Annotated in this window: 17 protein-coding genes; 13 read left to right on the plus strand and 4 right to left on the minus strand. The window is 58.5% G+C overall.

Annotated features, from left to right (window positions below):
• Positions 1-180 precede the first annotated feature (180 nt).
• Positions 181-2,175: a methyl-accepting chemotaxis protein gene (locus H7B90_RS20995; protein WP_246578847.1), complete on the minus strand. Its 1,995-nt coding sequence runs from the start codon at positions 2,173-2,175 to the stop codon at positions 181-183.
• 427 nt (positions 2,176-2,602) lie between these two features.
• On the opposite strand from H7B90_RS20995, the gene H7B90_RS21000 reads away from it, so the two are divergent.
• Together H7B90_RS21000 and H7B90_RS21005 are read left to right on the plus strand one after the other, a co-directional pair.
• Entirely contained in the window at positions 2,603-3,388 is a 786-nt protein-coding gene (locus H7B90_RS21000) for an alpha/beta hydrolase (RefSeq protein ID WP_185137866.1), read from the plus strand.
• Positions 3,389-3,416: 28 nt separating this feature from the next.
• A complete protein-coding gene (locus H7B90_RS21005; RefSeq protein ID WP_185137867.1) occupies positions 3,417-4,073 on the plus strand; it encodes a pentapeptide repeat-containing protein in 657 nt (218 codons plus the stop codon).
• 6 nt (positions 4,074-4,079) lie between these two features.
• On the opposite strand, the gene H7B90_RS21010 is transcribed toward H7B90_RS21005, so the two are convergent.
• A complete protein-coding gene (locus H7B90_RS21010; RefSeq protein WP_221482117.1) occupies positions 4,080-4,760 on the minus strand; it encodes an LrgB family protein in 681 nt (226 codons plus the stop codon).
• Positions 4,757-5,128: a CidA/LrgA family protein gene (locus H7B90_RS21015; protein WP_311772783.1), complete on the minus strand. Its 372-nt coding sequence runs from the start codon at positions 5,126-5,128 to the stop codon at positions 4,757-4,759. Before H7B90_RS21015 ends, H7B90_RS21010 begins: the two co-directional genes overlap by 4 nt.
• 112 nt (positions 5,129-5,240) lie before the next feature.
• Here H7B90_RS21015 and H7B90_RS21020 point away from each other — a divergent pair, with 112 nt between their 5' ends.
• Positions 5,241-6,155: a LysR family transcriptional regulator gene (locus tag H7B90_RS21020; protein WP_185137869.1), complete on the plus strand. Its 915-nt coding sequence runs from the start codon at positions 5,241-5,243 to the stop codon at positions 6,153-6,155.
• 252 nt (positions 6,156-6,407) lie between these two features.
• On the opposite strand, the gene H7B90_RS21025 is transcribed toward H7B90_RS21020, so the two are convergent.
• A complete protein-coding gene (locus tag H7B90_RS21025) occupies positions 6,408-7,310 on the minus strand; it encodes a LysR family transcriptional regulator (protein ID WP_185137870.1) in 903 nt (300 codons plus the stop codon).
• A 98-nt stretch (positions 7,311-7,408) separates the two neighbouring features.
• On the opposite strand from H7B90_RS21025, the gene H7B90_RS21030 reads away from it, so the two are divergent.
• The 10 genes from H7B90_RS21030 (at position 7,409) to H7B90_RS21075 (ending at position 19,341) form a co-directional block, all read left to right on the plus strand.
• Positions 7,409-8,311 carry a DMT family transporter gene (locus tag H7B90_RS21030; protein WP_185137871.1) on the plus strand — a complete coding sequence of 301 codons (903 nt, stop codon included), beginning with the start codon at positions 7,409-7,411 and terminating at the stop codon, positions 8,309-8,311.
• A 445-nt stretch (positions 8,312-8,756) separates the two neighbouring features.
• Positions 8,757-9,401 (plus strand): hypothetical protein, encoded by a 645-nt coding sequence (locus H7B90_RS21035; protein WP_185137872.1) that lies wholly within the window; start codon positions 8,757-8,759, stop codon positions 9,399-9,401.
• A gap of 43 nt (positions 9,402-9,444) precedes the next feature.
• Positions 9,445-10,389 (plus strand): alpha/beta hydrolase, encoded by a 945-nt coding sequence (locus H7B90_RS21040; RefSeq protein ID WP_260411144.1) that lies wholly within the window; start codon positions 9,445-9,447, stop codon positions 10,387-10,389.
• Positions 10,390-10,449: 60 nt separating this feature from the next.
• On the plus strand, positions 10,450-11,475 hold the full coding sequence (locus H7B90_RS21045) for a DUF4303 domain-containing protein (RefSeq protein WP_185137873.1): 1,026 nt from the start codon (positions 10,450-10,452) through the stop codon (positions 11,473-11,475).
• A gap of 404 nt (positions 11,476-11,879) precedes the next feature.
• Positions 11,880-12,275, plus strand: coding sequence for a hypothetical protein (locus tag H7B90_RS21050; protein ID WP_185137874.1), 396 nt, complete (start codon positions 11,880-11,882; stop codon positions 12,273-12,275).
• Between the two features lie 428 nt (positions 12,276-12,703).
• Positions 12,704-13,063: a hypothetical protein gene (locus H7B90_RS21055; protein WP_185137875.1), complete on the plus strand. Its 360-nt coding sequence runs from the start codon at positions 12,704-12,706 to the stop codon at positions 13,061-13,063.
• A gap of 186 nt (positions 13,064-13,249) precedes the next feature.
• Positions 13,250-14,617, plus strand: coding sequence for an extracellular solute-binding protein (locus tag H7B90_RS21060; RefSeq protein WP_185137876.1), 1,368 nt, complete (start codon positions 13,250-13,252; stop codon positions 14,615-14,617).
• Positions 14,618-14,730: 113 nt separating this feature from the next.
• A complete protein-coding gene (locus H7B90_RS21065; protein ID WP_185137877.1) occupies positions 14,731-16,077 on the plus strand; it encodes a sugar ABC transporter permease in 1,347 nt (448 codons plus the stop codon).
• A 1-nt stretch (position 16,078) separates the two neighbouring features.
• Positions 16,079-16,921: a sugar ABC transporter permease gene (locus H7B90_RS21070; protein WP_185137878.1), complete on the plus strand. Its 843-nt coding sequence runs from the start codon at positions 16,079-16,081 to the stop codon at positions 16,919-16,921.
• A gap of 47 nt (positions 16,922-16,968) precedes the next feature.
• The gene (locus H7B90_RS21075) at positions 16,969-19,341 is read left to right on the plus strand and encodes a glycoside hydrolase family 31 protein (RefSeq protein ID WP_311772784.1); all 2,373 of its coding nucleotides are present in this window, start codon (positions 16,969-16,971) and stop codon (positions 19,339-19,341) included.
• The last annotated feature ends 69 nt before the right edge of the window (positions 19,342-19,410 follow it).

Raw genomic sequence — 19,410 nt, forward strand, 5'->3', positions numbered from 1 at the left:
CTTTCGAAATTCAGGTTTATATGTTTTTTCGTACACCTTCAAGCAATGCGCCTTCTCGAGGCAGACGGGTCCCAATCAAAATCGAATAGAACAGTTCCGTTAGCGAAAGGGTCATCCGCAGAAATAAAACCGGCCTTCGGAATCGAAGGCCGGTCCTCACTCGGTAACAATGCGTTCTCTCTAATCGATCTGGAACCGGGTCAGAGACCCTTGCAGCGAATCGGACAGCCGTTCGAGCTTCTCGACGTGCTGGACGAGCCGCTCGCTGATGTTGAGCTGCTCCTGGCTCAGCGACGCGACCTGCTCCGACGTCGCCAGCGATTGCTGCGCCACCGCGCTGACGTTGCTCATCGAGTCGGACAGAATGCCCTGCGTCTCGTCCAGCTCGCGCATCGAGTCGCTGACGCGGCCGAGCTTCTCGATGAATTCGCCCACGTGGCCCTGTACCTGCCGGAAGATGGTGGCCGCTTCCTTCATCGAATCGATCTGCTGCTGGAAGATCGGATAAGCGGCCGACAGAACGCCGACGGTCTCGTCGATCTCCTTCTGGATGCCTTCGGTGATGTCGCCGACGACGCCGATCGACTCCTTCGATTGGTCGGCGAGCGAGCGGATCTCGTCCGCGACGACCATGAAGCCCTTGCCGGCCGCTCCGGACCGGGCAGCTTCGATCGCGGCGTTCAGCGACAGAATGTTCGTCTGCTTCGTCACGTTGCCGAGCAGGTCGACGATGCGGCGGATGGAGTCGGTGCTGTCCTTCAGCTTGCCGACCTTCTCTTCCATGGAGCGGATCATCCGCTCGGTATCGCCCGTCTTGGAGATCAGCTCGGAGATGTATTCCGTGCCGTGCTCGCTGGATTCGCGGATGCCGGAGGCGACTTCTCCCATCTCGCGGTTCGCCTCGATGACGTTGCGCAGCCGGTCCGCGTTCGTCAGGGTCAGATCGTTGCCGCGTTCCGCTTCGTTCGCGAGTCCGCCCGCCCCTTGGGAGATCTCCTCCGTCGCGACGGCGATCTCCTTGGCGGAGACGGCCGTCGTCCGCGACGCCTGGGACAGCTCGGACGCCGTCTCCAGCACCTGGTTCGCGGATTGGCGGGTCTGTTGAACGAGCTCCGTGATCTGCAGCATCATCGTATCGAAGCTCTCCCCGAGCTGCCCGATCTCGTCGCGGGACTTGAGCCGCGACCGGACGCGGAGATCCCCTTGGGCTCCCTGCTGCATCAGGTTGCGGAGCTTGACGAGAGGACGGGCGATGTTCCGGACGATCATGTACCCGACCAAGGAAGCCGCAACGGCCGCCAGAATCGACATCAGGATCGTGATCTGGAAGATGACCTTCGAATCCTTGGCCAGCTCGGCTACCGGCATGATGCCGAGGTTGACCCAGCCCGTGACCGGGGACTTGTAGTAAGAGAGCTGATAGCCTCCCTGCTGCACGGAGCCGCTCTCCTTCGCGGTATCGCCTTCGCCGAGCTGAACGTCCGAAGGCTGGCCGATCTGCGCCGCGTCGGCGGAATAGACGACTTGACCCGAGCCGCTGAGAATCCGAACCGAGCCGCCGCTGCCCATATCGATCTTGCCGAGCTGCTTGCTAAGGGCGTCGATCGGGATCTCGATCAGCAGGATGGCGACGACCTTGTTGGAAGTCACGTCCGTCAGAGGCCGGGCGAGGGCGAAGCCGGGAGACAGCATCTTCCCGGAATAGCCCTTCGGCTGGCTGGGCAGCCACGTGGACTTATTCCCGGCGGCCAATACCCGCTTGAACCACTCCTGGTCGCCGAACTTCTCGGTTTTGGCGCTGGAGGCACTCAGATTGATGTATTCTCCGTTGGTACGGAAGAGATGGAGGGCGCTGACGTCGGTGTTGGAATACGTGTATGTAGTGAACTTGTCGCGGACCTTCCAGGATTGCTCCATGTACTCGTAGGAATCCGGGGCGAGAGCGGCCATCTTCCGGAGATTGGCCATGATGTCCTTGTCGAACATAATCTGGGAGGACAAATTCTCGAACGTTCCGTAATAGAAGTCCATCTTCTCCCCGGCCTGGATCATCGTCTGCAGAGTGGCATCCGACACCTTGTTCTTGACGATTCCCTTGGAGTAATTGTACGAGATCGTTCCCACGGCGACGACGAATACCAGAATGCTGACGAAGAAAACGATAAACAGCTTCATTCCGACGGATTTTACCGGATTGGGCAAACGTATTGACCGCATGATCTCCACCGCACCTTCATCTCTCTATTTGTGTGAACTTGCCAAGCTGATTTGCCCGGCTTCCGGGGCCGGCCGCGATATCGGGCTTCACTCTCCTTCTGCCGCGGATGAAGTACCCGGGGGGACCGAATACCTATCGCAACGCACATAGTAGTAATCGTCCTAAACGACTAAAAACTTTACGTTTACGGAAATAACGTCCAAAAAATTGTATGAAAAACAATGATTTCTGTCAATAAAAGTATCATTTTGTCGAATATGAACCGGAGGTCGGCTAGTCGTCAAGCCTTTGATTTGCGGAACGAGTTCCTCCATACTAAGAAGGAATAACCGAATCGCCCAATGGCAGCGGCGAGCGGAACTACCGGGAGGATGAAGAGAACCTATGGCTCTGATTACTTGTCGTTTTTTCTCCGAGACGCTCGGAATGAGCACTTCGATGACCGTCATTCTGCCGCAGCAGACGGCAAGCCAGATCGGAATGGCAGGCCGCTCGGGGAGCGGGAAGTTCCCGACCCTGTACCTGCTCCACGGCTTGTCGGACGACGATACGATCTGGACGAGGAGAACGTCGATCGAGCGCTACGTCGCCCCGCTCGGATTGGCGGTCGTCATGCCCAACGTACATAAAAGCTTCTATACGGACATGGAGCATGGGGACGCCTATTGGACGTTCCTGTCGGAGGAGCTTCCGGCGGTGGCCCGCTCCTTCTTCCCCTTGTCCGACGAGAGGGAGCATAACTACGTCGCGGGGCTCTCGATGGGCGGCTACGGGGCGTTCAAGTGGGCGCTGCGGCATCCGGACCGGTTCGCGGCGGCGGCCAGCCTGTCCGGAGCGCTCGATATCGCGGCGCGGATCGAGAAGGAGAAGGGCACCTGGATCGGCCGGGCGACGGACCTGATATTCGGGAACAAGGACGTTCGGGGGACCGAGAACGATCTGTTCCGGCTGCTGGAGGACGCGCGCGGCGTCGAAGGACCGAAGCCGGCGCTCTATCAGCTGTGCGGGACGGAAGACTTCCTGTACGAAGACAATTTGAGCTTCAAGAAAGCGTGCGAAGAGTCGGGTTACCCGGATTACGCATACGAAGAGGGGCCGGGCGACCATTCGTGGGAGTATTGGGACGAGAACATTCAGAAGGTGCTTGCGCGGTTTTTCCCGCAGGGATGACGGCCGGCAGAGGGGAGGAGAGGGCGAGATGAGTTCCGAGTCGAAAAGCAAGCCGCCCGTCGAAGCGCCGAAGCTGCCCGCCCGGCTGACGGAGCTCCCGGGGCCGATCGGGCTCCGGGACGAGGACTCCGTTCGCGACGCGAGAATCGCCGGAGTCGCGATCGAGGGCCAGGAGGCGAGCCGGGTGTCATTCGAGCGCGTCTCGTTCGAAGGCGTGACCTTCCGGGATAACGACCTGGCCCGGCTGGAGCTGACGGACGTCGTGTTCGACCGCTGCGACTTGTCCAACGCCCGCTTCGGCGGGGCGAATATTCACCGGGCGGAGTTCCGCGGCTGCAAGCTGATGGGGCTCGACCTGTCCGACGCGATGCTGCGCAACGTGCGCTTCCTGGAGTGCCAGGGAGAATACGTCAACCTGCGGTTCGCCGACCTGAAGCAGGTTCTCTTCGAGGATTGCTTCCTGCGTCGCGCGGACTTCTATACGGCGAAGCTGCAGAGCGTGCTGCTCCGTCGCGTCGATCTGGACGGAGCGCAGCTCGCCGGAACGAAGCTCGACGGCATCGACCTCAGCGACTGCGACTTCAACACGCTGGCCGTGGAAGCGGAAGACCTGCGGGGCTGCATCATCTCCCGCGGCCAAGCGTCCGTCTTCGCCAACCTGTTCGGGTTGGTGCTCAAGGAATAGCGCGGATCACGTAAGCCAAGGGAGAATCCAAGGCGTCACGCACAGCGTGACGAACGCGGTGAACATCATCGAGATGCTCGCGACGGAGCCGGTGACGGCGTCGTACTCGAGCGCCTTGGAGATGCCGGCCGAATGGGCGCTCGTTCCGAACAGGACGCCGCGGGCGACGGGGCTGTTCACCCGCAGCGCCTTGACGGCGAGCGGGCCGATCAGGAGACCGAGCAGCCCGGTGATCAGCGTGGCGACCGCGGTGAGCGTCGGGACGCCGCCGATCATATGCGAGACGGACAACGCGATCGGCGTCGTCGCCGAACGGGGGGCCAAGCTGTCCGTCACGTTCGTCTGCAGCCCGAGCATTCGGGCCAATCCGACGGACGTGACGACGGCGGCGACGGCCCCGCAGCCCGCTCCGGCGGCGATGGCCCCGGCGTGCTTGCGCAGCACGTCGACGTGCTTATACAGCGTGACCGCCAGGGCGATCGTCGCGGGCTCGACCAGATCGCTCAGCAGTCCCGCGCCCTTATCGTAAGCGGCGAACGAGACGCCGCTTAGCTCGAGCGCCGCGATCAGGACGATCGGGGTGACGAGCAGCGGGGTCAGATAGATTTTCGGATATCTTCTATAGATACGCTTCGACAGAACGTACACGGCAACTGTCAGAGCGAGCCAGAGCATAGCGTTGATCATATCGTCTTCTTCTCCTTGAAGGCCGCGATCCGTCCGCCGATCCAGCCCGAGCAGGCCATGACGGCCGCCGTGCTGACGACGATCGTGGCGGCGATCCGCAAGCCGCTGTCGGCGACGAGGCTTCCGTAGTCGACGATCCCGACGGCCGAGGGAATGAAGAACAGGAGCATCTCCGCGAGCAGCCATCGCGTGCCGAGCTCGATCCAGCCGAGCCGAATAACCCCGAGCTTGAGCAGCGCGAACAGCAATAGGATGCCCAGAATGCTTCCCGGTATCGGCAGATGCAGCCATTCGACAAGCATGTCCGCGAGCTTCGAGAACGCGATAAAAAATACGACCTGAGCGGTCGTCTTCAGAAGTTTGGTCACGTGCCGCAATCCCCTTTCGTTATGTAAACAGTATACGACGTTGCTTTTCATGCGTAAAATGAATATATTGAATGTGTTACATTCCATTAGTGAATGATGGGGGCGAATTCGCGTGGACCTGCGCCATCTCCAAGCCATCGTCGAGATCGTCCGGCACAACAGCTTCACGCGGGCGGCGGAAGCTCTTCACGTCACCCAGCCGACCATCAGCAAGATGATCAAGAACCTCGAGAACGAGCTGCGCATCGAGATCTTCGCGCGGGACGGCAAGCGCGTCAAGCTGACGGACGCGGGCGAGGCGATCGTGCGGCACGCCGGCCCGATTCTTCAATCGTTCGACAACCTGGTCACGGAGATCAACGATTTGACATATCTGAATAAGGGAAGCATCCGGATCGGGCTTCCTCCGATGGCGGGCTCGAGCTTCTTCCCCCCGGTGATCAAGAGCTTCCAGGAACGCTATCCCGGCATCTCGATCCGGATGGTGGAGGATGGGGCGCGCCGGATCGAGGAAGGGATCGCGGACGGCTCGCTGGATGTGGGAGTCGTGCTGCTGCCGGTCGACGAGACGGCGTTCGAATCGTTCCCGATCGTGGAAGACCGACTGAAGGTCATCCTTCATCCGTCTCATCCGCTGGCGGAGAGAAGCCGGATCGAGCTCGCGGAGCTGGAAGGGGAGCCGTTCATTCTGTTCAACAACGACTTCGCGTTGCACGAGCGCATCGTGCGGGAATGCCGGGCGATCGGCTTCGAACCCCGGATCGCGTGCGAGAGCTCGCAGTGGGACTTCATCGGCGAGCTCGCGGCCGCCGGACTCGGCGTCGCGATGCTGCCGGAGACGATCTGCCGCGCGATCCCGCCGTCCAAGGCGCGGACGGTGCCGCTCGTGAACCCGATCATTCCGTGGCAGCTCGTCTTGGCTTGGAAGCGGGACGGCTACATTTCGTTGGCGGCGAGGGAGTGGATCCGGTTTACGAGGGACGTCTTCGCTTCTTCATTTTCTTCATCCGCCTCTTCTTCAACTTAACGGTCTAAGGGAATTCCGTTCATATTCCGTTCATGAAACGTTGATATATTGTTTTAAATTGAGCTGGAAGGGGAGCGATCGGATGAAGGAATGCGTAGACGTTCGAAGAGCCGTTCTATACGTCGGATTCGCCATGATGATCTTTTCGGTGCTGACGCTTTGCGTTACGCATCTTTAACAAATGAACGATCGAAGCCGCTCCGCTTGGGCCCTGTCGCCCGGGCGAAGCGGCTTTTTGGCATCGGCGGTGCGCTAGATGGAATAAGACTTCCCATCCGCTGGCACGTCCGGCGGGAACAAGTCGAGCGTCGTCCGAATGAACAGCTTGACCGCGTGGGAAGCTTCTCCAAGGGAAGGAACCGCGAGCCGGATGTCGCGATACGCTTCGGGCTCCAGCTCGCGCTTGACGAGCCGGGGCGGCAGCGTCTTCAGGGCGAGCTCGGACAGAATCGGGAAGCCGAGCCCTTCCTCCGCCATCCGGAGGGCCATGTTGACGCTCTGCACGATATACTTCGGCTGCAGGTCGACGCCTGCCCGTTCGAACAAGTCGACGATCGGCTGCTCGTACCCGGCTTTGCACGTAATGAACGGTTCCTGTAGCAGGCGCTTGATTGGGATGACGGCTTGATCGCTCAGCGGATGGTCGTCGCGGAGGACGGCGTACATTTTCTCCCGGTAGAGCGGGATCGTCTCCCCATCTCCGTCCGGCGGAATCAGGAGCGCGACGTCGATCACTCTCGTCTCCAGCCAATTCCTCAGCTCTTCGATGTTCCCTTCGTGCAGCTCGAACTCGATGCCCGGATGCTTGTCCGCGATGGCGCCGATGATCCGGGGAAGGAAGTGCGCCGCGGCCACGGGGAACGCCCCGACGCGGATCGTGCCGACCTGAAGCCCCTTCTCGTCGGCGACGACCTGATCCACCTTGGCGAAGGTGCCGAGAATCTCCCGGAACAGGACGAGGATCCGCTTGCCGGCTTCCGTCAATTGGACGCCGCTGCGCCGGTCGCGCAGAAGGAGCGGAACGTCGAGCTCCGCTTCCAGCGAAGAGATGGCGCGGCTGACCGCGGGCTGGGTCATGTTCAGGATAAGGCCGGCCTTCGTGAAGCTTCCGGTCTCCGCAATTCGGACGAACAGCTGGATCTGCGTATTTGTCATAACGTGAAGGGTATGCCTCCTATGAGTAACATTCATTTTCATTATGATACGAAATAGTGTATCATTCGGGTTGACCTTTTCACAAGGAGAGACCGGTTATGGCAGAATCCGCACTAACTCGCAAGCAGACCCTCTTCTATCTAGCGTTTCTGATCCTGATGTGGGGCATTAACTGGCCTCTGTCCAAATACGCGCTGGAATTCACGCCGCCGCTTCTGTTCGCCGGCCTTCGCACATTGATCGGGGGCGTCCTGCTCATCGCCGTCGCGCTGCCGCGCTGGAGGAAGCTGCGGCTTCGAGAGACTTGGCCGTACTATTTGCTGTCGGCCGTTCTGAGCATCGTTTTCTACTACGGCTTCCAGACCGTCGGCCTACAATACATGCCCGCAGGCCTGTTCTCGGCCATCGTGTTCCTGCAGCCGGTGCTGCTCGGCCTGTTCGCGTGGATGTGGCTCGGGGAGCGGATGTACGCGCGGAAAATGATCGGCCTGCTGCTCGGCTTCGCCGGAGTGGCCGCGATGAGCATCGGCGGGTTGGAGGGCGGCATCTCCTTCATCGGCATCCTGCTCGCTCTCGCTTCCGCGCTCAGTTGGGCGCTCGGAACCGTCTATATCAAGCGGTCGGCGGCCAAGGTCGACTCGCTGTGGATGACCGCCATGCAGATCACGATCGGCGGCGTGCTCATGACCGCGTACGGCTCGTCCGTCGAGAGCTGGTCGGAGGTGCGGTGGACCGGGGCGTTCATCTACGACACGCTGTTCATCTCCGTCTTCGTCATCGCGCTCGGCTGGCTCGTCTACTTCAAGCTGATCGGCTCGGGCGAGGCGACGAAGGTCGGATCGTACACGTTCCTTATCCCGGTCGTCTCGATCGTCTGCAGCGTGCTGTTCCTTAACGAGAGGCTGACGCTGAACCTGCTCGCCGGCATGGCGCTTATCGTCGCCAGCATCCTCCTCGTCAACGCGAGGCCGCGGCGGCTTCGCGAGAGTTCTAATCCGTGAGGAACCCGAATAAGCTGGGGAATCGGACAATCCCTAGCGGAAGGGGGAATTGCTCTTGGGTAGCGACAGTATCGCGGTCGTCATCTTGCAGCTTGTCGGCATCGGCACGCTGCTCCTCGCGCTCTCTCGCTTGTTCGGAGGAACGAGGGGAAGAGGCGGGAAGCGGGGGCATTCGATAGAGAGCGAAGGACATTTCCGATACGGAAAATGCCTTCGCTTTTCTTTTTTAAACGGAGATTGACCCTAGTTGGCTGCTGGAGACGCCGTGCGGCTCTACCAGAGAAAGGTTGGAGACAATTTGTTTACATCTTGGTCAAACTTTGGAGATATCTCTCCTTTATATTGAAGAGGTCGATAACAAGGATCCTATACCGGCTCGATGGATGAAAGGGCGGCGTATGTGAACTTGGGAGCGACAATCGGTAGGTATGTGGAGGAGAACATAATGACAAAAAGGTTTTTGACCACGGTTATTCTCGGAATTGTCGTAACAGCGATACTGGGAGGGTGCTCTGCGAATCGAACGCTTTCCCCATCCAACGCATCTCTTGAGCCTGTTCAACAGACGGAAGGTCAAACCGATTTGCCGCTGGAAAACGAGGGATCCGGCAGTTCAAACGAAGCGGCGGAGTCGGATGTACATAAGGAACAGGACGTAGGAAGTAAGGCAGCTGACTCCCAGAAGGCATTAACGATCGATGACTACATGACCATGAATGATTCGTTGGATACATTTACTGATTTTGTAAATCGGAGAACGGATTTTACGGCTGAAGAGAAAAAGAAAATCATTGATGCCCGGAGCCGACAGCTTGAAATCACGGCCGAATTAATGAAGGAATACAAAGCCATTTTAACCGACGAAGAAATGGAAGCTTATCTGGTGCAGCCTGTCGGAGAGGCGCTTGAGGCGGGCGTTCTTCCGGTCAATGACACTTACGATCAAGCCGTGAAAAAAATCGAAGCGGCTAAAAAGGACAATTCGGAGATCAGCAAGTTGTCCGAACAATTGAAGGAAGTACAGGGCGGCTTGCTCAAAACCTTCACGGATAAGGTTCAGAAGGAGAAATCTAAGCTTCTCGGCTTTTAAGAGCCTAGCATCCGACTAAAAAGGCTGGAAAGGAGTCGTTGTCATGAAAAGAATAAGAGCGCTCAGCCGTTGGCTGCGGTTGCGCGCTTTGGCGATTGCCGTTCTTGCGGCCGCGCTTGCTTCCGTGATTGGGTGTGCGAGCCCCTCCGGAAGCGAACAGGCACAGCAAGGAATGCCCACAGCCCCGTTATCCAGCGCTCAGCCCACGGATGCGCTTGCGGAAGAGACGCCTCCTGCGAAAGGGGCCAAGGCCCCGGCGTTTCCTCCGGTTCAATATGAATCCGCCTGGCCGGAGCAGACCGTTATCTCCGATCAGGGATACCCGGTGAACAGCTGTGTTCCCGAAGAGCTGCGCACGCATGCTTCGACGCTGAAGACGAGCGACGGGAAGTATCTGACCGCGCTTGTGCTGGGGAGCGGCTCCGATGGCGTATTGCTCGCTCATGAGCAAGGGTACAGCATATGCTCCTTCCTTGATATTGGCCAGGAGTTGGCTGAACAAGGGTATTTGGTCGTGCTTCCCGAATATCGGGCTCATGGAGCCTCGCAGCAGTCCGAGGATACGGAATCCATTGAGCTTGACGCCGAAGCTGCGCTCAAGGAGCTTGAGCGCCAGGGCGCAGAGCGCGTGTTTCTGGCCGGCGCTTCCTGCGGAGGGACGACCGCCATCATCTCGGGCGTCGGCCAACCGTTGCCCATACAAGGGCTGCTGATTCTCTCTTCGCCTGCACAATGCGGCCCCAGGCTGGATGCTATTCCAAGCGTAAAGGAGATAAAAGCGCCTTCCCTGTTCGTTGTATCTCCGGGTGATATGCTGGGAGCGGTTGAAAAGCAGGTTCGCCAATTGTACGAAGCATCCGGAGCGGACCGGAAGGAGCTGATTATTGACGAAAGCGGCTTTCACGGAACGGATATGTATAAAAGAGGAGAGAACGGCGACAAGCTGAGAACCCGGATCATTGATTTTATAATCGCTGCCTTTCATTAAACCCTTTGAATTTTATGAGCGGAGGATGATACATTGGAAGATAAAGGGGAGGCGGGACGAATGAGTTTCACAGTAGACTTTCCATCATTCAAAAGCACATTGCTGCAGCATTGCCGGAATACGATCGAGACTTTCTCGAGAACTCCCGACAACCGGGATGTATATGCCTTTGTTCTGGATGCTCAATCGTCGATTGGCGCTATAGGTATTCGATGGAATACGTTGGAGGGGCTCGCCCAGACTTTAACGCATAAGAGCTATCAGAATTATCCGCACGATCGAATATATGCTTACAATGGTCTGAAGTATAGCGTCGGCGATTACCATTTTGAAGATGATAATAACGATGAATTGTGGAGTTTCTCCAATCAATTCGCAGAAGAGTTGGATGAGATGTGGGACTCCGACGATGAAGAAGGGGAGCGATATCGTTCCTTTTTTATCGATATGCTTGTTGAAGCGATTCAGGAGTTGGCCCCCGAATTTGAGAAGCTGCATCGAACGGACGACTTCATCGCTTATGTGACGGATCACGATGAAGACGACATGGCTTTTATGAAAAGGACGATTCCGGATACGCAATTCTATAAAGCATTCCCCGATATCCAGCAGTATGAAGAATTCATCCAACGAATCCGCAGTCTGCCGATTGCCGAACAAGTTGGCTTTTGGAGCCGAGCGCTGGTTGATTTCAAGTTGAATAACGACAGCAAAGAAGTGCTTGAGCTGAAGAGCATGCATCGCAATGAATTCGATGTCATCGAGCAAATAACGGCGCTAGGCAGCCATGCTGTGGGCAGCATCATGACCATGCTTGAAATGTTCTGCGGATATCGCCCCTTCTATGACGGCGTTACAAGGAAGTTGGACGTGTGGACGTGCCAGAGCATCCTTATCGATATTGCGCAGGCAAACGAGGATGAGATAAAGAGACTGCGAGCAATCCTTAGCCGGCAGTACGAAGAGGGGCATCAAGGCGCGATTAATACGGCCCGCACTTTGCATGCGTTAGATCCGAACCGATTCCCGGAAGAGGCGACCGATGAGGGGAGGCTTCATCTTCTGAACATAGAAGAGTACAAGTAATACATAACGCAGGCTAATCGAGAGCGCCAGTCCGGAAGGCCCATATGCGACTGTCGCTTCCGGCATCGACGCGAATTACGTGAACAGCTATTTGGGGGACCACATTCAAGGGGCGGGTTGGAATAACTGGGGGAACCCCGCCAATTCGCCAGCTACGGACCTGGGGCTAATCCGCAAGCGAGGTACGGCTGGTCGAAGCAGTTGACGACGGATGAAGCTGCGCTGCTTACGCCGGAGGCGATGCTTGGCGGCAGCGACGGCTGGAATCCGGCAGCCGCCGTTCCGATTGCGGACGGTAACCGCGAGCCCGCGTCGATTGCCGTAGACGGCGCGCCGCTGCCGGATTTCGATCCGGCGACGACGGAATATAGGCCGAGGTCCAGGATCCAAGATCGATCCCCGTCGTGTCGGCAGAGCTTCTGTCCGACGCGTCCCAGGTGTCAGTCGAGCAGGCAACCGCGATTCCCGGAAAAGCCTTGGTAAGCGTAACGGCGACAGACGGCGGTGTTCGGAGCTATTCGGTTGAATTCTACGCGGCTGACAACACGCCTCCGACTTTGCGGCTTGAAGTGGATAAGCCGATTCTCAAGCCGGTCGGACACCGAATGGAGACGATCCGGGTCACCCCTCACGCAACCGATGAAGGAACCGGCGTCGCATCGATTCAGTTGGTGTCCATCGTAAGCAGCGAGCCGGACGACGGAATCGGAGACGGAAATACGATAGGCGACATTCAAGAAGCAGAATACGGCACGGCCGATTTCGAATTCCAACTCCGTGCCGAGAGATCCGGCCAATGAGATGGCCGAATCTATACGATTACGTACGAGGCGGCAGATCATGCCGGCAATCGGACAACCGTTACGGTGACCGTTCGGGTGGAGCACTAATTATTTGAACCTTTCAGAGGTCTAATTTTTTGAAAGAGAGTGAGACGAGTATAAGGGCCGAGGCAGCAACGCTGTCTCGGCTCTATCAATGAGAAGTGTGTTGTTTGATTAAAACAAGTAATGCCCTAGCAGTAACACTTTTCTTACTGGGGAACATGATAACAAAAATACATTGGAAAGCTAGAACCAATAAATCAAAGAGAATTGCAGATTGCAATCGTTGAAAATGATGATTACGATTTGGATAGCAATCCTGAGTGAGTTAAGGGATTAGGCTCAGAATCCGTACATGTTTTATATTAATATGCCATTTGAATTCATAAAAAAGGAGTGAAAGCGTGGAAGGGAAAAAGCTTCTAGGCCTCTTAACGATTGTAATAATATTGATAGGTGGAGGTTGCGACAAATATAGCTCGGGGAAAGATACAGTTAAATCATTTGGAGATGGTTCACTTCAACTTGAAAATTATGTTCTAATAAAAAATGGGGTCAAACAGACACTTATTGAGTTATATGATCTCAAAGTTGATAAATCTATTGAAAAAAATGTAACGAAATTCAAAGAGGAAAATGGGAAGCTTTATTTGCTAGGAGATAGTGGATATACGATCGTGGATATTAAAACACATGAAGTCAAACAAAATTCTAAAAAGAGTTTCTTTAATAACGAGGAACAAAAACAATTTGATGGTTTATAATTTCAAATGCCACATGCGAGCCTAAAAACTCCATGTGGTTTTCTTTTTCCCTCGCAAGCTTCCCCCAATGTCACAATCCTTGCCTTACTGGTCACCAGATTGGTAGTGGCGGGCCCTTCGCTTTTCTTATGATGGGATCAAGCAAAAAACGCATCTCATCGTTCACAAAGAGAAGGGAGTTCTACCATGTCCAACCCGATGAAGAAAGTCGCCATTCCGCTCGGAGTCGTGCTGGCCGGTTCGCTGGCGCTCACCGCATGCGGAGGAGGAGGCGACAACGAGAAAAACGGCGGGGCATCCCCGTCCGCCCAATCCGAATCCCCCAGCGCATCCGCAACTGCAAGCCCAAGCCCTAGTGCGAGCTCGAGCGCAAGCGCCAGCCCGTCCGCCGAGTCCGGCATGCCGGAGAAGCCGGCCGAGCTGACGATCTGGCCGGACGACAACGCCGACAAGCTCGACGTCATCAAGGGCATCGCCGAGAAGTACACCGCCAAGACCGGCATCAAGATCAACATCAAGCCGGTCGCCATGAACGACCAGCCGGACGTGCTGTCGCTGGACGGCCCGGCGGGCAAAGGCCCGGACCTGTTCTACCAGCCGGGCATCGGCGCTCTGGTGGTGAAGGGACTCGTTCAGCCGCTCAAGACGAACGAAGACGTGCTCCAGACGTTCACGCCCGAGTCGCTGAACGCGCTGAGCCAAGACGGCACGCTGTACGGCCTGCCTCTCGTTACGGAGACGTACGCGCTTTTCTACAATAAGAAGCTCGTTCCCCAAGCTCCCGCCACGATGGCCGACCTCGAGAAGATCATGCAGGAGCAGACCGACGCCAAAAAACAGAAGTACGGGTTCCTGTTCGAAGCGACGAACTTCTACTACGCCTGGTCGCTTATGGGCGGCAACGGCGGCTACATCTTCAAGCCGTCCGACGACGGCAAGTTCGACGTGAAAGACATCGGCCTGAACAAGGAAGGCGCCGTGACCGGCGGCAAGCTGATCCAGAGCTGGATCCAGAAGGGCTACATTCCGAAGGACGTCAACGGCGACATCGTCGGCGGCTTGTTCACGCAGGGCCAAGTCGGCGCGGTCATCAACGGTCCGTGGGCGATCCAGGACTACAAGAAGCAGCTCGGCGAGGACGTCGCGGTCGCCCCCCTGCCGACGCTCGACAACGGCAACCATCCGACGTCGTTCATCGGCGTGAAGGGCTGGATGCTCTCGAAGTTCTCGAAGAACCCGGAATGGGCGTCCGACTTCGCGGCGTTCCTGACGAACGAGGAGAGCGCGCTCGACTACTTCAAGCAAACCGGGGAAGTTCCGCCGGTCAAGAGCGTCCTGAACAACACGGAGCTGACGAACGACCCGCTCGTGTCCGGCTTCTCACAGCAGATTCAATACGGTATCCCGTTCCCGACGGTGCCGGAGCTCGACCACGTATGGGATCCGATGGCGAACGCGCTCAAGTTCATCGCCGGAGGCAACGACGTTCAAGCCTCCCTGGACGACGCCGTGAAGCAAGTCCAGGACAAGATGAAGATGGCGGGCGCCAAATAAAGATAGCCGTCACCAGCTAAAGAATCCGAATTAACAGCCAATACCGAATCGCAGGGAGGAAGGGGCTCTTCGCAGTCCCTTCTCCTCGTTCCAAGGAAGGTGAACCGACCGACATGCAACGCATCGATCCTACATCGACACCGACACAGACACCGACACCAACACCGACGCCGGCAGCCCCCAACTCCGCCGCCCTCCCGACCCCGCAGCCAAGCACGGCCGCCTGGCTGTCCGTCATCCCGGGGCTCGGCCAGTTATACAACCGCAGATGGATCAAAGGGAGTATCTTCCTCGCGCTGGCGATCGTCTTCGCCATCGCCCTGACGGCTCCCCTCGCGAACGGCCTCCACGGCCTCGTCACGCTCGGGGACAATCCCGAACAGGACGACTCGCGCACGCTGCTCGTGCAGGGCATCCTGTCCGCCATTGTCACGATCCTTCTCGCCGCCGCGTACGTGCTGAACATCCTGGACGCCCGCCGCGACGCCGCCAAACGCCGGGAGGGCTTCGCGATCCCTTCGGTCCGCAAGGCGTTCCACGACAGCTGGGAGCACGGCTTCCCGTACTTCATCGTCGTCCCGACGTTCCTTCTGCTGACGATGATCGTGCTGTTCCCGCTGCTTTTCATGGTGTGCCTGGCGTTCACGAACTACAACCTGTACAACTCGCCGCCTGCCCACCTGCTCGACTGGGTCGGCCTCGACAACTTCGTCTCGCTGTTCACGGAGGAAGTATGGACGCGCAGCCTGCTCGCCGTCATGGCGTGGACGGTCGTCTGGACGCTGCTCGCCACCTCGCTTCAGATCGCGCTGGCCTTCTTCCTCGCGATGATCGTCAACGATTCGCGGGTTAAGTTCAAGCGGTTCATCCGGACGATCTTCATCCTCCCGTGGGCAGTGCCGTCCTTCATGACCGTGCTCGTGTTCGCGGCGATGTTCAACGACACGTTCGGCGCGTTTAACCGCGACATTTTCTCCCACTTCGGCACTTCGATCCCGTGGCTGACCGACCCGTTCTGGGCGCGCGTCGCCATTATCTTCGTCCAGGTGTGGCTCGGCTTCCCGTACGTGTTCACCCTTGTGACCGGCGTCCTGCAGAGCATCTCCAAGGACTGGTACGAAGCGGCGGACGTCGACGGAGGGACGCGCCTGAGCAAATTCCGCTACATCACGCTGCCGCACGTGCTCTACGCCACGGCTCCGCTGCTTATCATGCAGTATGCGTACAATTTCAACAACTTCAACATCATTTATTTGTTCAACAAAGGCGGCCCGCCGGTTCCGGGGCAGAGCTCGGGCACGACCGACATCCTCATCTCTTGGGTGTACAACCTGACGTTCGAGCAGAACAACTACAAGATGGCCGCGGCGATCTCGATCATCATGGGACTCGTCGTCGCGTTTTTCGCCTTCTATCAATTCCGGCGGACGCGCTCTTTCCGAGAGGAGGAGATGTACTAGAATGCGGCGTTCTCTCAAGTCGAAGCTCGAGGTGTCGGGCATCTATCTCGTCGTATTGATCATGTTCTGCGTCATCCTGTACCCGCTGCTGTGGGCGATCAGCATCTCGCTCAACCCGGGCACGAGCATGTTCAGCGCCAAGCTCATTCCGGACAATTGGTCGCTGGAGCACTACAAGTGGCTGTTCAACGACCCGAGAAGCGATTACGTGCTTTGGTACAAAAACACGCTGATCGTCGCCGTTTTCAACGCGCTGGCTTCCGTTTTTCTCGTCGGCCTGACGGCGTTCGCCTTCTCGCGCTATAAGTTCGCCGGCCGCAACAAGTCGCTGTATGCCGTCATGCTGATGCAGATTTTTCCCGTGCTCATGGGGATGGTCGCCATCTACCTGCTGCTCAACCTGGTCGGGCTGCTGGATACGTTCGCGGGGCTGATCATCTTCTACGCCGTGGGCGGCTTGCCGATGAACGTTTTCCTCGTGAAGGGCTATATGGACACGATTCCGCGCGACCTGGACGAATCCGCGAAGATGGACGGGGCGGGACACCTGAGGATTCTGACGAAAATCCTGTTCCCGCTCATCCGTCCCATTCTCGCCGTCGTCGCCCTGTTCACATTCATGGCGCCGTTTATGGACTTCCTGACGCCGCGCATCATCCTCCGGTCGCCGGAGAAGTTCACGGTCGCGCTCGGCCTGTTCAGCTTCATCAACGACAAGTTCGGCAATAACTTCACGATTTTCGCGGCGGGCACGATTCTGATCGCGCTGCCGATCGCCATCGTGTTCCTGTTCCTGCAGAGGTACCTCATCACGGGCCTCGCGGAAGGCGGCACGAAGGGCTAAGAAGAGAGACCAATAGACAGGGAGACATCCGGAAGGAGTAGGAGCAAGTGGACAACAGCTTGGCGATTCACCCTGACCAATACGCCGGAAGCGGCGGAACGGGGGGACATTGGACGGACATCGGGGAGGTGCGGACGTACCGCCGGGAGGGGCGGATTATCCGGCTGAGCTGCGCAGGCGGAGAGGTCGCGATCCGGTTCTATACGGAGAAAATAGCGAGAGTCGTCATGAACCCCGCGGGCGAGCCGGAGCTCGGGTGGAACCCGCACGTTCTCGTGCTAGAGCCCGAAGACGTGCAGATCAAGGCCGCCGAGAGCGAGCACGAGATCGAATTGGCGACGGGCGGGCTGACGGTTCGGATTCGCAAGTCGCCGCTCCGAATCTCGTTCTACGACGCGGAGGGGCGAGAGTTCGCCGCGGATGGCGAACGGGGGATGGGGAGCGGACCGAGAGGCGAAGTCGCCTGTATCAGAAGAACGGGAGACTCCGACCGGTTCTACGGCTTCGGGGAAAAGGCGGGCTTCCTGAACAAGCGCGGCGAGAAGCTGACGATGTGGAACACCGACGTCTACGCGCCGCACAACCCGGAGACCGACCCGCTCTACGTGTCGATTCCGTTCTACCTGACGGTCCGGGACGACGGCCGCGCTTCCGGCCTCTTCTTCTTCAACACGTTCCGGACGACGTTCGACCTGCGCGGGGGGACGGAGCATTCGTTCCTGGCGGAAGGCGGACAGCTCGATTACTTCGTCTTCGCCGGTCCGACGCCGAAGGACGTCATTGCCCAGTATTCGTCGCTCACCGGGCGCGCGCCGCTGCCGCCGAGATGGGCGCTCGGCTACCACCAATCCCGGTACAGCTACGAGACGGAAGCGGAGGTCCGGGAGCTCGTCGCGACGTTCAAGGAGAAGGGCATTCCGCTCGACGTCGTCTACCTCGACATTCATTACATGGACGGCTATCGCGTGTTCACGTTCGACAAGGGCCGATTCCCGAACCCGCGCAAGCTGATCGAGGACCTTCGGGCGGAGGGCATCCGCGTCGTCCCGATCGTCGATCCCGGCGTCAAGGCCGATCCGGCCTACCGGGTGTTCAGCGAAGGCGTGCGCCACGGGAGGTTCTGCCGGTATTTGGACGGGCAGCTTTTCTACGGGCAGGTGTGGCCCGAGCGGAGCGCGTTCCCCGACTTCACGGACGCTTCCGTGCGGGAGTGGTGGGGCGACCTGCATTCGTTCTACACGGAGCTCGGCATCGAAGGCGTCTGGAACGATATGAACGAACCGTCGGTCTTCAACGAGTCGAAAACGATGGATCTGGACGTCGTGCACCAAAACGACGGCCGTCCGGCCACTCACCGGGAGCTGCACAACGTGTACGGATCGCTTATGTCCGGCGCCACCTACGAAGGGCTGAAGCGCCTGCTCGGCGGCAAGAGGCCGTTCGTGCTGACGCGTTCGGCCTACGCCGGCATTCAGCGGCACGCAGCCGTCTGGACGGGCGACAACCGCAGCTTCTGGGAGCATCTCGAGCTGTGCGTGCCGATGTGCCTGAACCTCGGGCTGTCGGGCGTGCCGCTGTGCGGAGCGGACGTGGGCGGCTTCGCCCACGATTCGAACGGCGAGCTTCTCGCCCGCTGGACGCAGCTCGGCGCTTTGATGCCGTACTTCCGCAACCATAGCGAGCTGAAGTCGATCCGGCAGGAGCCGTGGTCGTTCGGCGCGGGGACGGAGGAGATCGTCCGCCGGTACGTGAAGCTGCGCTACCGCTGGCTGCCGTACCTGTACGGCCTGTTCGAGGAAGCGAGCCGAACGGGACTGCCGATTATGCGTCCTCTGCTGCTCGAGTACCCGGATGACCATCATGCGCTCGCCGTGAACGACCAGTTCCTGCTTGGAACGGACGTGCTCGTCGCCCCGGTCGTCCGGCCGGGCCAGACGAAGCGGATGGTTTACCTGCCCGCGGGCGCCTGGGTCGATTACTGGACGGACGAGCGGCTGGAAGGCGGCCGCCACGTCATCGTCGATGCGCCGCTCGACAAGCTGCCGCTCTTCGTCCGCGAAGGCGCGATCGTGCCGCTCGCCTCCGAGCGGATGTCGACGGAGACGGAAGCTGAGGAGCTCGCGCTCCATCTGTACCCGTCGACCGCAGGCCTCCCGTCCGAGTACGCGCTGTACGAGGACGACGGCCGGACCTTCTCCTATGCCGAAGGCGGCGTCTACGAGGAGCGGATCCGCGCGACTCCGTCGTCCCCGAACCGTCTCGATGTCGACATCCGCGTCGTCCGGGACGGCTACGTTCCCGGCTGGCAGCGCCGCACCCTTGTCATCCACCGCGCCCCGGCCGGCCTGCAAGTCTTCCTGAACGGCTCCGAGCTAACGTTAGAGAGCAGGACGGGCGGAACGGCGACTTATCGACTCTAGTATTTGTGAAAGAGAGCAAAGAAACGAAATCATTCTGGAGAAACGGAGTGGTCGCTTTTTGTCCCCGGG

Origin of the sequence: Cohnella xylanilytica, assembly GCF_014212175.1 — a bacterium.
Lineage (GTDB): Bacteria > Bacillota > Bacilli > Paenibacillales > Paenibacillaceae > Cohnella > Cohnella xylanilytica.